The 14626-nt window shown below is 40.7% G+C and carries 14 protein-coding genes; 4 read left to right on the top strand and 10 right to left on the bottom strand.

Features of this window, described 5'->3' with window-relative positions; translation table 11 throughout:
* From BM291_RS22010 to BM291_RS00795, 9 genes are all read right to left on the bottom strand, one after another.
* Window positions 1-156: a DUF5908 family protein gene (locus tag BM291_RS22010; RefSeq protein ID WP_175499629.1), complete on the bottom strand. Its 156-nt coding sequence runs from the start codon at window positions 154-156 to the stop codon at window positions 1-3.
* 7 nt (window positions 157-163) lie between these two features.
* On the bottom strand, window positions 164-631 hold the full coding sequence (locus tag BM291_RS00830; protein WP_092894276.1) for a phage tail protein: 468 nt from the start codon (window positions 629-631) through the stop codon (window positions 164-166).
* Between the two features lie 3 nt (window positions 632-634).
* Window positions 635-1069 (bottom strand): phage tail protein, encoded by a 435-nt coding sequence (locus tag BM291_RS00825; RefSeq protein ID WP_092894275.1) that lies wholly within the window; start codon window positions 1067-1069, stop codon window positions 635-637.
* A gap of 41 nt (window positions 1070-1110) precedes the next feature.
* Window positions 1111-2577 carry a phage tail sheath family protein gene (locus BM291_RS00820; RefSeq protein ID WP_092894274.1) on the bottom strand — a complete coding sequence of 489 codons (1467 nt, stop codon included), beginning with the start codon at window positions 2575-2577 and terminating at the stop codon, window positions 1111-1113.
* A 27-nt stretch (window positions 2578-2604) separates the two neighbouring features.
* Window positions 2605-4347: a phage tail sheath family protein gene (locus BM291_RS00815; protein WP_092894273.1), complete on the bottom strand. Its 1743-nt coding sequence runs from the start codon at window positions 4345-4347 to the stop codon at window positions 2605-2607.
* Between the two features lie 14 nt (window positions 4348-4361).
* Window positions 4362-5489, bottom strand: coding sequence for a hypothetical protein (locus BM291_RS00810; RefSeq protein ID WP_092894272.1), 1128 nt, complete (start codon window positions 5487-5489; stop codon window positions 4362-4364).
* On the bottom strand, window positions 5486-6094 hold the full coding sequence (locus BM291_RS00805; protein WP_092894271.1) for a Pvc16 family protein: 609 nt from the start codon (window positions 6092-6094) through the stop codon (window positions 5486-5488). Before BM291_RS00805 ends, BM291_RS00810 begins: the two co-directional genes overlap by 4 nt.
* Window positions 6095-6338: 244 nt before the next feature.
* On the bottom strand, window positions 6339-7718 hold the full coding sequence (locus BM291_RS00800) for a hypothetical protein (protein WP_092894270.1): 1380 nt from the start codon (window positions 7716-7718) through the stop codon (window positions 6339-6341).
* A 126-nt stretch (window positions 7719-7844) separates the two neighbouring features.
* Window positions 7845-9146, bottom strand: coding sequence for a hypothetical protein (locus BM291_RS00795; protein WP_217647277.1), 1302 nt, complete (start codon window positions 9144-9146; stop codon window positions 7845-7847).
* 170 nt (window positions 9147-9316) lie between these two features.
* On the opposite strand from BM291_RS00795, the gene rbfA reads away from it, so the two are divergent.
* The 4 genes from rbfA to BM291_RS00770 all read left to right on the top strand — a co-directional run bounded on the left by rbfA (window position 9317) and on the right by BM291_RS00770 (window position 13807).
* Window positions 9317-9703: a 30S ribosome-binding factor RbfA gene (rbfA, locus tag BM291_RS00790; RefSeq protein WP_092894268.1), complete on the top strand. Its 387-nt coding sequence runs from the start codon at window positions 9317-9319 to the stop codon at window positions 9701-9703.
* 11 nt (window positions 9704-9714) lie between these two features.
* The gene (locus BM291_RS00785) at window positions 9715-10944 is read left to right on the top strand and encodes an FtsX-like permease family protein (RefSeq protein ID WP_217647276.1); all 1230 of its coding nucleotides are present in this window, start codon (window positions 9715-9717) and stop codon (window positions 10942-10944) included.
* Window positions 10945-11233: 289 nt separating this feature from the next.
* Window positions 11234-11833 (top strand): hypothetical protein, encoded by a 600-nt coding sequence (locus BM291_RS00775; RefSeq protein WP_092894265.1) that lies wholly within the window; start codon window positions 11234-11236, stop codon window positions 11831-11833.
* A gap of 186 nt (window positions 11834-12019) precedes the next feature.
* The gene (locus BM291_RS00770; protein ID WP_092894264.1) at window positions 12020-13807 is read left to right on the top strand and encodes an ABC transporter ATP-binding protein; all 1788 of its coding nucleotides are present in this window, start codon (window positions 12020-12022) and stop codon (window positions 13805-13807) included.
* On the opposite strand, the gene BM291_RS00765 is transcribed toward BM291_RS00770, so the two are convergent.
* Entirely contained in the window at window positions 13804-14475 is a 672-nt protein-coding gene (locus BM291_RS00765; protein ID WP_092894263.1) for a class I SAM-dependent methyltransferase, read from the bottom strand. The genes BM291_RS00770 and BM291_RS00765 overlap by 4 nt on opposite strands.
* Between the last annotated feature and the right edge of the window lie 151 nt (window positions 14476-14626).

The following is a 14626-nucleotide window of genomic DNA, read 5'->3' as shown; positions in this document are numbered from 1 at the left end:
TTAGCGTTCGTTTTTTTCTTTAATGATTCGACTCAATTCCCGAATCCCATCCAAGACAGCACCTGCGTCTGGGACTTTGTTGCCTTTCCCAGTCGGCTTACTTTCGGCAGTATCGACGGTCGTGCGAATAATGAGTTCCTTGATTTCTATAGGCATCGTTTTATTATAAAAGGTCGTCTGGACTAATCCGTCTATAGTATTGGTAGGCGAATTCAATGTTTTCGATCATGATGGAATTTTCCATAGCATTGAAGCCTTCCACAGACCATTTTACTGGCCAGGCATTGACAAAATTCCATGCTTGAAGTGGCACCTTCTCTGGACTCAGCAAAATGACGGTGATGTCTTGGGTTTCAAATTGAAATCCTTCCACACTATCCTTGAACCATTTTGCGATTTGAGAACTGATGGCCATTCCCCTTTTCAATACCAGATTAGGGTAGGAAATGGGATTTGGCATTCTGTGTTTGAATCGATTTTCACCACCCTCAGCATACTCCTCAACTCCAATTTCCACGCTTAATCCAGATACCTCTTGGAAACCGATATCTGGCATAGCCGGATATTTGAGCAAAAGGCCTTCAAACCTTACCAGAAAGTGGAATCCAGTTGGCGGATAAAATAGCGCCATGGCTTAAGGCGTTTCTATGGCCAATCCTTCATGGCAAAGCTCAATGGTCTCAATCGCCACTTCATTTCCAGTAGAGTTTAATGAAGGACCTTCCACTTTGCATGGCCAAGCTTCTTTCACCTTCCAGACCATTACCGGCTCATGCTCTTCATTGAGTAAGCTTATTGTGAGGTCTCTACGCTCTATGTTATTCATTTTTACAGTATTGAGCCATTGAAAAAATTCATTATCGGCCCTGAAAACACCTCTTTTGAGTGTGATGTTAGAATACTGTGGAATCCCAGGCATTTTGCTCACATGGTATTCAAGAGAGCTGCCTTCACGATAGTCGATACTTTGTAGCTCCACAGTGAGGCCTGATACCTCTGTGAAACCTATGCGAGATCCGCCCCATTCTACCTGAAAATGAAATACGGAAATTGGATATGCTACTGCCATAATATTTTGATTTTAAGTTTGCCTGTAGATGAAAGTTTAGATTAGGATTCCTGAAGCTTATGAGAGAATTTCAGGATGATAAATTCGGCAGGTCTTACTGCTGCCAATCCGATTTCGATGATGAGTCGGCCTTCGAGAATATCCTGTGCAGACATGGTCTGACCAAGCCCCACTCGTACAAAAAAGGCTTCTTCAGGTTTGGCACCTGCCAAAGCTCCATCCCTCCAGAGTTTGGATAGAAAATTCTCAATCATGGTTTTCGTCCTTAGCCAAGTATTGGCATCATTGGGCTCGAAAACCACGAATTCTGTCGCTTTTTTGACTGACTCCTCTATAAAAATATAGAGCCTTCGTACCGGAATGTATCTCCATTCATTGTCATTTCCTGCCAATGTCCGAGCACCCCATACCAGCGTTCCCTTGCCCGTGAATGTGCGGATAGCGTTGATGGACTTTCCTGAGGTAGCATCCACATTGAGGTCAGCTTGCTGATCATGGGAGACTTTGCGAGATGGGCCGATTACAGTTCGCACATCAACATTTGCAGGTGCCTTCCATACTCCGCGCTGACGATCTACTCGTGCGTAGATTCCTGCTACAGCTCCTGAAGGAGGTAAAGTGACATACTGCTTTTTGATTTCGGCAAGAATGCTGCGGTATAGGCTAGGATCGCTGGTTTCCAGAGCGCCCAATGTTAAGGCATTTGAAGCTCCAGCTTCTGAAAGCACAGCGCCTGATGGATAAATATTGGTATGTGTGATTGTTTGAACTGCCGGCGAATACGCATAATTCAAAGACGTGCTCAGGTTGGGATAATAAGCAGCTCCATACTTTAGGTTGGAGATTCCTACTCCATTATCTCTGAAATTCTGAGCATCGGCAAATGGATCTGCAGTGACATCCTTGACATCGAGGACCACAAATCGATCTTTCAAAATATCACATTGTGAAAGTGCGGCATCGTAAATGTCTTTATAGACTGAACCGACTGTTTCTGGAAGGACTGCTGGGATCACATCTGGAAACACCAATAAAGTGGGCTCATCAATAGCCTTGATAGCTTCCAAACCACCCAAAATACTTGCTGGGGTAGCAGAATCACCTTTGACAGGAACATTGACATAATCATTTACAGAGACGATGTAACAAGGCCCACCTCCATTTGAAAAGTAGATCTGCAAGCAATAATAAAGTTTATAGGGGCTTGCAGTAGCTGGCGGATTTGCTGTTATTTTTCGACTTGCTAATTTCTCTCCTGCTCCTTTCGCTACGTCAAAGTTGTCTTCAACGGTTATGGTGAAAGTTTCGGGGTTTCCTTTTCCAAAAATGCCTTCAAACTCAAGCATATTCGTAATACGTGTAGGCACACCGCGAACATCTTCTCCATTTTTTTCAGCTAGATCCGTGTGGCCTATGAATGCCGGAATCGCTGTTTCCACTGACGCTACCGATGCCGGTAGCGTGGAGATTTCTTCGATATATACGCCTGGTGTAGATTGAATTGACATGGCTAAATGTGTTTAAAATGAAATGGATTAAGATTCCTGAAGTTTATGAGAGAATTTCAGGATGATAAATTCTGCCGGTCTCACTGCCGCCATACCGATCTCTACTATTAGGCGACCTTCCAATATGTCTAATGGTGTCATGGTCTTGCCTAAACCTATTCGCACAAAAAATGCTTCCTCTGCTTTGGATCCTGCCAGTGCTCCATCCCTCCATAGATTACTGAGGAAGTTCTCGATCATAGTTTTCACTCGTAGCCAAGTATTGGCATCGTTAGGCTCAAAAACGACGAATTCTGTAGCCTTTTTGACAGATTCTTCTACAAAAATGTAAAGTCTGCGAACTGGGATATAGCGCCATTCATTGTCATTCCCAGCGAGCGTTCTTGCTCCCCATACCAAGTTTCCTTTTCCTTGGAAAAAGCGGATGACATTAATTGATTTACCTGAAGTAGGATCAACATTGAGCAAGCCTTGATCTTCTGCACTCACAGCCACGACGGGCTTGATTACTCCGCGTACATCCACATTTGCCGGAGCTTTCCATACTCCTCGCTGCCGATCTACTCTTGCACAAATTCCCGCCATGGATGCAGATGGGTAGAGCTCCATTTTTTTGGATTGTAGCTTTGCAATAATGTTGTTGTAGAGTGTCTTGTCTGGAGCTTGCCAGGAGAAAGTGCCAGATCCGGAAATGACTGCACCACCATCCCCATTGTCAGTGTACGTTAATGGAATTGAAGCTCCAGAAGCTCCAGGGGCTGTTGCTACTAAAGTTAGGATGGAAGTGGCAGGTGTACGTGATGCTGTAAACAGTGGATTAGCTGTTGTATTGATTGCGCTTAATAAGGCATCAGCTGTGTTTATGTCAGTAACCCCTTTGGTAAATGCAGGTGTTCCCTCAGTATATACGTTGCCTCCAATACTAAAAATGTCACCATCAATATTTGCAGTATTATTAATTCGGATGGTGGCGGTAGCAAATGCATCTCCATTCTCAAGTGATTCCAACCTCTTGGTATGAAAAGGTCCAAGACCTGCTCCACCGCGGTTGTCAGTTATAGTCAGTTTGGATTCGGAATAGTATTTATAAAGTGAGGTTTTAAGCGAAGGGTAATAAGCCGCCCCGTATTTTAGATCGCTGGAGCCAACTTCTGCACGGAAAGAATCTCCATCCTCTTGTACACTTTGCCCTCCATAATTCAGTGCATCCATCAAGGCAAATCTATCTTGGAGTTTTGCGCATTGCGTGATTAAGGTTTCATGGATAGTTTTTCGATCAGTAGCACTTAAAATGACTGCTTCAGGGACTACCAAAAGCGTTGGTTCGTCCTCTTCTTCCAGCGCGTTGATTCCTGCTATCAACTCTCCAGGGTCCACAGATGCCGGAGCTGGATTCGGGCCGGCTACAAAGCCTCCGACTGGAACTATGTAACACGGACCTCCACCATTATTGAAATACATATAGACCTGGTAGGTCATGCGATAGGGCGAAAAATTTGTAGGATCTGTGATTGTAACAATAGTAGATCCATCAGCAGCTGCTGTTAAAACCACTCCATAATCTTCTGGATATGATTCGCCAAAAATCTCCTTGTATTCTAAATAAGAGCTGACTCGTACAGGTTTGTTTGCGGGTATAGTCTCTCCATTTTTTTGACGTTTTGCAGTATAGCCCACGAATGCCGGTATCGCAGTGGCGACTGGAGCAATGGAGGCGGGAAGGGTTGATATTTCCTGAACATAAACCCCGGGGGTTTTAAAGTCTGCCATATTCGGATTGTTTGCTAGATGAATACATATATTTCTGAGTTAGCCTCTCCACCACTTAGCTTGGTCGGGGCAGATCGGGATGGATTTGGAAGATTGGGAATCAACACCTGATTTTCCGGTGTTTTTCGGAGTTGAAAATTAAGCTTCGGGATTTCGAAGTAAGGAATCTTATCCTGGGAGCGGAAAACGACTGTTTCCAGATTGTTTATTTTAATGTCCACGTTTGGACTGGCACCTATTTGGTCAAAAGCATAAGCTCCATATGGTACTGAGCCTTCATTTCCTTGATCTTGGATTTGAAGCGCACTCGAAATTAGATCTACTTTATTATTACCATTGACCACATAATAAGTCCAGCGACTTTCCTTTCTAATGAATGAAAGTTGATAATATTCTTTGGGTCCATAGAGATGGTTGGGAGCTGCCTGATATCGTAATTCTAGTAAGCCTAAAGGCTGAGAAGAAGGGGAATTCCCAAGCCAGTAATTTTTGGACCAGAGGTCTTCAGTATCCGCAGAGTTGCGCAAAGTGAAGGTATATACTCCTTCTTTTTTACCAGAAAAATCGAAAAGAAATCTAAATACTCCATGGTCATCCGGATTGACTTCAAATCCATCAGGTAAAGGATTTCCAGCTATATCTTTTCCTGGAGAGATCACATCCCCAGCCGCATTTCTAACCTTGATCCGAACTGATGATGGTACTGGGTTGAGGCTTAACTCAAAAGAGAATGACTTGCCTCTTCTTCCATCTAATAACTGGTAAGTTAGCTCCTCAGGGGCATCACTAGCGGGGGAGGCATTTGCAGGTGTATTTTGAAAAAAGGGCACTTTGTCTGCTTGAAACTGCTCTAACCCATCATCTAAATCTGTGATTTGAAGGAATGCTGCAGCATTTTCAGGTTTGAAAAAAAAGAAAAAGGATTGAGGTAATTGAAGAGGAGTAAGAGGGGTTACCTCATCCTCTTCTGCTCGATAGAGAAGTACTATTCCACCGGGAGTTTTCCTAAATAGGATTTTGCCATTTTTCATCAAATGGGCGGTTTCATCAGTGGGCCAAAGAAGTATATCCTTGGCTAAACCGTCACGGTAGAAATCATGGCGAAGAGCTACTTCGCCTAGGCGTGTGTAGATGATGCTCATGATTTATGAAGTGTGTCAAGGTGAATTTTTTCAATAGGATCGCCACTTTCTTGAATGGCATTTTCCTGAATTTTGAGGGTCTTCACCTTATAGAGTACCGAAGGCAAGTATTTGGCGCCTACTACAGTCCAGAAATTGTAGAGTTGCTCGAAGGAATAGCTATAGAGCTCCACCACAATTTTCATCAGCTCAGGGTCGAAACCAGACAGTCCGGGGCTGTTTTCCTTAGTGAACACATTTTTGGATTGGAAAAAAGCTATGGCATATCCCAATTGCTTTAACCCTTCTACATAGTCGTCTGAGGAGTCGTTTAAATTCTTATTCTGGAAATTTGCAGTGATGAGCACATAGAGGTTCAATTGAATTTCTGGATTTCGCTTTTCTACTTTCCCAACAGGGTTGATGTAGGTGCTACGCTGCTCCTTGATAGTTCGCTCCTCCTCAATATTGATTAGGGATAGTCCAAGACTTTGATCCGGGATTGCAATGCCTGCTTCATTGGTGACGCTGGAGAGATATATCCTGTTCCCCATAGTGTCCCCGACCTTTAATTTGATAAAGGCATTCAATTCAGCAGTTAAAAATTCCAGTGTGGAATGAATCATATCGCCAGAAAAAAATGATGAAAATTAAACAGTTAAAAACCTGATTCAAGGTATTCAACTTAGCTAGCAATAGACAGGAAATTATATAGGGGATTTATGCGGAAATTAAGAATTAAAAAATTATAATTAACTGAAAATCATTTGAGTAATTGGAAAAATGAGTGCTATTAATGACATTGTTTTTTGCAAAAAATGAGAATGTTAACTACAAGCAAAAAATCGCTTCGATTAAAAAGGGCATTTTTTAGGTGTTATGTTTTATCAGTATAGAAGATATCCAGGTGTCATAACGGATTAATTCAAATGAATCAGGACTCCACTTTAAATCGGCTTTTTCACTTTGTAGATTTAGAAGGAGAAGGTCTTGTGATAAATCAATCGTTTTTGGTTTGTAGAGCGATTTTTGCAACTTTGAAAAGAGCTGGAATGCGTTTGTAATTCTTGAATTGGATTTGAATTTGTCCCTCGAGATTAACTTTCTGAAGTTTTCAATTTTGTATTCTAGCCAGTCTTGATCATTCTGATCAAAAAGTATCATGAGCTCTAGCATTTTGGAGCCTAGGTAATAAGAATGAACACCTTTTAAGTCTTTTTGACAGGCATGAATTTGTTTCAATGCGGGAGTTAGTGCACGTTGCTTGAAATAAATATATGCTTCCATATATGCCCACTTGGGATTTTGATCAGGAGCTATTTTCATGATGTATTTCCGTAAGAGCTGGTGTGCTTCTGCTATCTTATTCAAATTGAATAAAGCATACCAATGCTTCATTGAATGGTTGAGCTTATTTTCTTGCGAATATTTAGAAGTATCTCCTAAGTCAATACATTCTTCAAGAAGTTCGGGGAATTCACGTTTCGCAAGAAGAATAGACATCTTAGCTAGTAGTAATTCATCCCTTGTTTTAGCCTCGGTGGCGTAATTACATTCTGATTCTGCCTCGGTGACTAAGAATAGTGCATTTTCATATTCATGATGCTTAATGGACTTTTTAATGTCATTCAATCTGGACCATGAATTCCGGCTGTAATTGAGTTTTCGGATCATAGTCTTCAAATGCTGATTTTTAGACTGAGTTTGATCATCAGATTTATGGTAGTTTTTTTTAATCAGTAATTGTAAATGACTTTTGATTACTATCTCGAGTTCAGGTAAGTCATTATTATTGAGCACTTCACATAGTTCGAATCGAATAGCAGTACTATAAATAGTAAGCACCAAATCATGAAAACTATGTTTAACTGCCATTTTAAGTCCGCGTTCTAGCAATTTGGCTCCTTCTGATCGTATACCTCGAGCAAGAATAAGTTGACTTTTGAGAAGTAGCTCTGAGCATTCGATATGTAGTTGAGTTTCCCTCTTTGTGCAAACAGGCTTTAGCAGGATAAAAAGCTCTTCAAACTCATCTTTTACCCTTTTTTTCAATTGGAAGTAAGCAGGACATTCAGGCTTTTTATATATTTTTTGAGAGTATTCTGAATCGGAAAGACCAGGATGATGCACAAAGAGCTTCATGAGCATCAACTTCTTCCCACCAGATGGGTTCTTGATCTTGGCATACTCCACCAACTGCAATTTTTCGGGATAGGTACAAGCGTCCAACAATTGGGTGAGTGATTCCATGAAAAAGCTAATATTAGGAGTATAAAAAAGCAATGCCTCTCCTTAAAAATAGGATTTATTAATCTGGAAATCAAGTGATTAAATTATAAAGTCACCTATTCCCTATTTTTGTAAAAGTTAGTTAAGCTACTTTTTCAAAGTAAAAATTCCATCGGAAGTTTTGCTGTATTGGGCATCTAAGGCTGGAAATTGCCTGAGTAGTTTTTCGAAGTCACCATTGGGATCAAGGACTAGTGAAGGCTTTTGCTTTTGAAGCATTTGAAAAAGTCTTGCCTTTTCTCTCAAACCACGATCCTGATCAAGGTAAAGCTTACTGAGGCGATAATTAAGAAATGGTCCTCCCAGTTTGGAATTGAGGTAAGGTGAAAGATCATCACCCATTACTAAAATATCACCTGAATAGTCAGCTTTACTTTTACCTACGAAATATTCTGAACCCGGAATAGTTTGTTGCCAGTACCAGAAGCTGGCAGCAGGAAGTCCTAGGACTAGAAGATAGAATGCGATTTTGGCAATAAATTCCTTTCTGATATTCAGGAAAAATTGGGTGATAAGGTAGGTGAGTCCTGGAATTAGTATTACCAATTGATAGGCAGCTTGCTTCTTTATAATGAAAAACTCTGCTGCTGAAAAGAGCAACCAGATAATGACAAGCTGCCGTTGCTTCTGTTGGTTGATCGTGGAACCTCGTAAAACCGTAGCAATGAAATAACCCACCACAGCTAACAAAAGGGGAAATATTCCAAGGATTAGCCAGTTTATTAGCGACTGATACTCATATTTCTCAGAAAGAAATGTTAATGGCCAAATTTGAATTGCTTCTTCTAAACCATCTTTCCAAAAATAGAATACAGAAATTAATAACAGAGGTAGTGCGTATCCCATTAGAGACAACAATAATTGTCGGAAGGAAAAGCCACTGATAGCGATCCCTGTGAAAATCATGTAAGGTAAAAAGAGGATGTAATTCGGATGAAATCCTGTAGCCAGACCTGCATAGATCCCGATTAATAAAGTAGACTCACTCGTGTCTTTCTGTAAGACAGTCTGGGAGAAAAGTTGACCTAGTGCTAACATCAAAAAGCAGCTGCCTAATAATGCTGGGCTTAAACTCAATAAATCAAAGGAAAAATGGAATAGGGCTGCCATAATAATGGCAGGCATGTAGGTGTTGACGTCAAAAGCCTTGAACTTGATCAACATGGAATTCCAATACAGGATCTGAAAAGCAATAAGTATCCTTCCTATAATTTCATATGCGAATTGGCTTCGACCAAATAGCAAATCCATGAATGTAAAGAACCCAGCGGACAGAGGTCCGTTGTCATCTATGATATCTTGATATAAATAATAGCCTTGCCCAAGGCGCTCTCCCAGTAGCATCCAAGTCAATTGTGGATTGGTAAGTGGGAAAGGATTAAGCGTCAAATAGACTATTGTCAGCAGGAGAATGTATATTCCTATGCCGATTAGTCTGAAGGGATCATTTAATTTAAAAAAACTGAACAAGGTAAATTGGAGAAGAGTGTTTGGTAGGTTTTGCCCAAAATTAAAGCTTGCCCAACTATTTCGCTAAATTTGCACCACAAATACTTCATATGGAAAGTAAAAGACAACAAAAATATTCCAAGCTGATCCAAAAAGAGCTCGGAGATATATTTCAAAAGGAATCAAAACACCTAGTCGGACGGGCTATGGTGACGATCACGCGCGTTTTGATGAGCCCCGATTTGGGTTTGGCAAAGGTTTACCTAAGCTTTCTATTAGCTGACCCACAAGCGACTTACAAGCTGATCAATGAACACAAAAAGGAAATCAGACATCAGCTAGCCAAGCGAATTGGAAAGTCGGTTCGTGTTATTCCTGAAATTGCCTTTTTCCCGGATGACTCTGCTGCCTATGCTCAGCATATGGACAAGGTGATTTCTAGTCTGTCTATTCCACCAGCACCACCTGAGGAAGAAGACCAAGAAGAAGAGGATTAATCTAGCTAACGTTGAATCTCAGCTTTTTCATAGCCTCCAGATATTTCCGTAGCAAGAAGAAGCGGAACTTCATCACCATTTTGTCCAGAATTTCCATGATAGGAGTTGCTGTAGGCACGATGGCCTTGGTGATAGTGATGTCTGTGTTCAATGGATTGGAGGATTTGATTCGCGGTCTTTTCGCAAGCTTTGACGCGGAGCTGAAAATTGAGGCAGTTGTAGGCAAAAGCTTTATGACAGATGAAGAATGGCTGGAGAATATCAAAAATCTTGAAGGTGTAGCGATTCTTACGGAGGTCATTGAAGACAATGCTTTATTAGATTATAATGGCAATCAAATGATTGGCAGAATCAAAGGTGTTTCGGATAATTTCCTGGATCAGGAGAGGTTTTCCAGAGGCTACTTTTGGGGAGATACTACTCTGGGGACGGAGCTTAATCCAGCTGCTATTTTAGGTCGAGGCGTTGGCTTTTTTCTTTCGGTGAATTTGGATAATGTAAATGTGCCTCTGAAAATATATTATCCAAAGGCACCTAGAAGCGCCGCGTCGATCGACCCTTCCCAATTCTATGAATCTGCAGTATTAAATCCTGTTGCTTATTTCAGTATTGGAGAGCGTCAGTTTGATGATGAATATGTGATTGCACCGCTTTTCTTCGTCAGAGATTTACTGAAATACGGAGACAAAAGAACTTCGCTTGAAGTGAAGGTTGCCAAAGGCTATACTATCGCTGAAGTACATAAAAGGCTAAAGGCGCATCTTGGAGAGGACTTCTTAGTGAAAAATGCAGATGAGCAACACTCAGACCTTATCCGTACAGTTCAGATGGAAAAGCTATTTGTCTTCCTTACGTTGACATTTATTTTGGCGATAGCCTCCTTCAATATTTTCTTTTCGCTGAGTATGCTCGCCATCGAAAAGAAAAAAGATATAGCGGTACTAAAAGCCATGGGTGCACCAGAGAAATTAATTAGAAGAATTTTCTTGAAGCAAGGAGCCTTGATCGCTTTTAGCGGTGCTGCGATAGGTTTAATTCTCGGATATTTGGTTTGCTGGATTCAGCAGTCTTTTGGATTAGTTTCATTAGGGATATCTTCGGCAGTGGTGGATGCTTATCCGGTGAAAATGATTTGGAGTGACTTCCTCTGGATAAGTGTAGCAATGATAATGATTACCTTTTTTGCATCTTCAAGACCAGCTTGGATTGCTTCACAAGTGGATACAGTCAAAGAGATCTAGATAGTTTCCAATAGATTATACGTGGTTCTATTTCCCTCTTTCATTAAGTTCTGATAAAATTCGCTCGAGAGCCAAACCAGCAGAATTGTCCCCTTATCAAGGTTTATATAAAAATGAGATAATAAATAGTCACTCAAAAAACTTTTTAAATTGTTGATAATCAATAAGAAACAATTATATATTACGAAGACGCTGTTTCCAGTGACAAAATATGCCCTTGTATTTGCCTTCCAAGGCATGTTTATTGGACACTGAAGCCTTTCACCCTAGTTTGTAAATTAATTACCCAATGAAAAGAGTACTGCCCCTTTTTCTTATTACGATTTCTTTATTTGCCATTCCTTTCTTCACTTTTGCCCAAACTGAAACTACAGAGGAAGGGTCACTTGATTCAGGGACTATTGATAGTCAGTTTGAATACATCTACAGTGTTTCCAATAATTTTCAAGAATATAAAGTAGTAAAAAGAACGAATCTGGATCAGCTTAAGTCCAACATTCTGGATTCTATGCGTACTATGAGATCTGAGGTTGGCGATCTTAAGGGTTTGATAGTGAGTGAAAAAGATTCTATCAAAAATCTCAAGAGTATTTTAGTCACTGCTGAGACAGAGAAGCAGGAGGCTATATCTGAAAAGGATAACTTCTCTTTCCTTGGAATGGGGATTCATAAAGCCGTGTATTCTTCTTTTATGTGGATTCTAGTCGCTGTGCTTGCAAGTGCGCTTGCTATTTTCTCTTTCCAATATTTCAGTAGTTTCAAAAAAATAAGAAAAGCTCAGAAGGATTTGGCCGAGGTGCAGGAAGAATTTGATAATCACCGCAAGAATATGCTTGATCGTGAGCGTAAACTTAAGCGAGAATTGGTTGATGCACAATTGGGCAGATAGTAGCTGTATTCCTCATATTCTTACTTAGTTATTTACGAATTCTACATCCGATTGCGAGGTAGTCTTTACGAGATAATACTTTTTATGAATTAGTTAGTAATTCATGATCGTGAAACCTTTCTTTTTTGGGAAAGCAATCCTTGCGAAAAAGCATTAAGTTTGTCCCCTTAATACGAAAATCAAAGGATGGCTAAGAAAAGAGGAACTGCTTTGGACGAGAGCGAGAAGAGGAAATTGAATAAGCAGAATTTAAGTAAACTAGGAGGCATTTTTCAGTTTTTGATGCCTTACAAGGGATTATTCTTTTTAGGATTGGTTTTCCTGGTTTTTTCTTCCCTTACCCTACTTACGTTTCCCTTTGTAGCCGGTAAGCTTATCGATACAGCTCAGGGTACGGATTGGATAGTAAGTGATATTAATTCTATAGCGCTGATCTTGGTAGGGATACTAGCTGTGCAGAGTATATTTTCTTTTTTCCGCGTATGGCTTTTTGCCTTAGTTTCAGAGCGATCCATGCGCGATATTCGCCTTGCATTGTACTCTAGAATGGTGCGCTTACCGATGACATTTTTTGATAAGCGTAGAACTGGTGAATTGATTAGCCGGATCACTTCTGATGTGAGTATGCTTCAGGATACCTTCTCGGTTACCTTAGCAGAGCTTTTCAGACAGGTGGTGACCTTGGTTGCAGGTGTGATTTTCCTGATGGTCAATACACCGAAGTTAACTATTTTCATGCTTGCTACTTTTCCTGTACTAGTGGTGATAGCCATGGTTTTTGGGAAATTTATTCGAACGCTATCCAAAAGCACTCAAGATGAGCTGGCCGCAGCGAATGTGATAGTGGAGGAGACGCTACAATCTATCAGTACAGTTAAATCCTTCGTGGGTGAGGCATTCGAGTCTGCCAGGTATGGGAGTGGATTGAATAGGATGGTTGGAGTCGCCTTACGGGCTGCAAAGTACAGAGGTGCATTTATTTCGTTCATTATTTTTGCCTTGTTCGGTGGTATAGTAGCCGTCATGTGGTATGGGGCAAGTTTGGTCAGTTCTGGCGAAATGAGTGTGGGAGAGTTAGTTTCGTTTGTGCTTTACACCACTTTTATCGGTGGATCGATCGCAGGTTTGGGAGATATATATGGGCAGGTTCAGAAAGCTATTGGATCTTCTGAGCGAGTGTTAGAAATATTGGATGAGGAGCCTGAGTCAGTGACTGGAATTAAGGCTACAAATTTCCAGGGTAAAATAGCTTTCGAAAATGTTGGCTTTCATTACCCAACACGACCAGAGATGGAAGTGCTGAAAGAACTTTCATTTCATGTGAATCCAGGAGAAAAAGTAGCTTTGGCTGGTCACTCTGGAGCAGGAAAGTCTACCATCATACAGCTGTTGATGCGTTTTTATGATGTGCAGAAAGGATCAATTTTCGTTGACGATCGTAAATTGAACGAGTGGGACTTGCAAAATCTTCGATCACATGTGGGTATGGTGCCTCAGGAAGTATTGCTTTTTGGAGGTTCTATTCGTGAAAATATCTCTTACGCAAAGCCTGGAGCGTCGGAGGAAGAAATTATTTTGGCTTCTAAAAAAGCTAATGCTTGGCAGTTTATTTCACAATTCCCAGAGGGGCTAGATACTTTGGTAGGCGAGCGTGGGGTGAAACTTTCAGGTGGCCAAAGACAGCGAGTAGCAATCGCCCGTGCTATATTGAAAGACCCTTCCATATTGATTTTGGATGAAGCTACATCTTCTTTAGATGCAGAATCCGAATCACTAGTACAGGAAGCTTTGGATGAGCTGATGAAAGGGAGAACTACTATCATCATTGCGCATCGATTGGCCACTATCCGCAAAGCAGATAGAATCTATGTTCTAAGTGGAGGAGAGATCGTAGAACAAGGCAATCACGTTGATTTGCTCAGCAGAGAAGATGGGTTTTATGCCAATCTAGTGAGACTTCAATTTGCCGATTAAGCCAAATTGTGAGCAGAGATTGATTTGATCATTCCCATAAATTTTTCCAGATACATATTAGATCCAGGAAATAGGGCTTGCATTTCGGTTTGATCTAGTAATCGGATTTCATCTAGGTATTGCTGTGCTGCTTTAGGATCCCATTTTTGCAGTCTACTTAGCTTTGTTTTAGTAAGTAAAAAGTAAAGGAGACTCGCAGGAAAGTATTGGGCAAAAGGAATCGCGTAATGTGCTTCAACTGGGAAATAGCGATTAGGGGTTTGGATAAAATGTTTTTTACCAACACGCATAATTTCATTTGCCATTTTTTGCTGATTCTCCCACGTGTATAAATGCTCAATCACTGAGTTGGAAAACACAAGGTCAAAGCTATTCTCTTCAAATTCCGGCATATTGGTAGCGTCACCTACTACAGATTTGAATTTGGGGTTTAGGATCTGTTCTTCTTGAAGATTCAGCAGAACTATTTCAATATTAGGAAGTGCGGGAAGGCTACTGTTATCCCAAAAATAAGCAGCACCCCCTACGTCTAATATTCGAATTGGCTCGCTTTTTGAAAAATTCTGAAAAAATAAATCTTCCAAATCTTTTTGTCTTTGGTTTCTAAATTTGGCTCCCAAAGACTTGGGATTATTTGAAGGGGAAAATAAATTTGAAATAAAACTCATGGGTTGCCCTTGGGGCGTTTCAGCTAATAAATAAACACAAAAGTAATCAGCCTTGAGGATTCTTTTCTTAATTTTGACTCTGAAATGAATCTCATTGCGTATCTAAATAATCTATCTGGGTTTTAGAAGGGTAAAAAGCCTTTTTTAGGTG

The sequence above is a fragment of the Algoriphagus aquimarinus genome (assembly GCF_900112005.1).
Taxonomy (GTDB): Bacteria; Bacteroidota; Bacteroidia; order Cytophagales; family Cyclobacteriaceae; genus Algoriphagus; species Algoriphagus aquimarinus.
The sequence above is the reverse complement of the archived record's forward strand: the minus strand, read 5'-3'. Positions and strand labels throughout refer to the sequence as shown.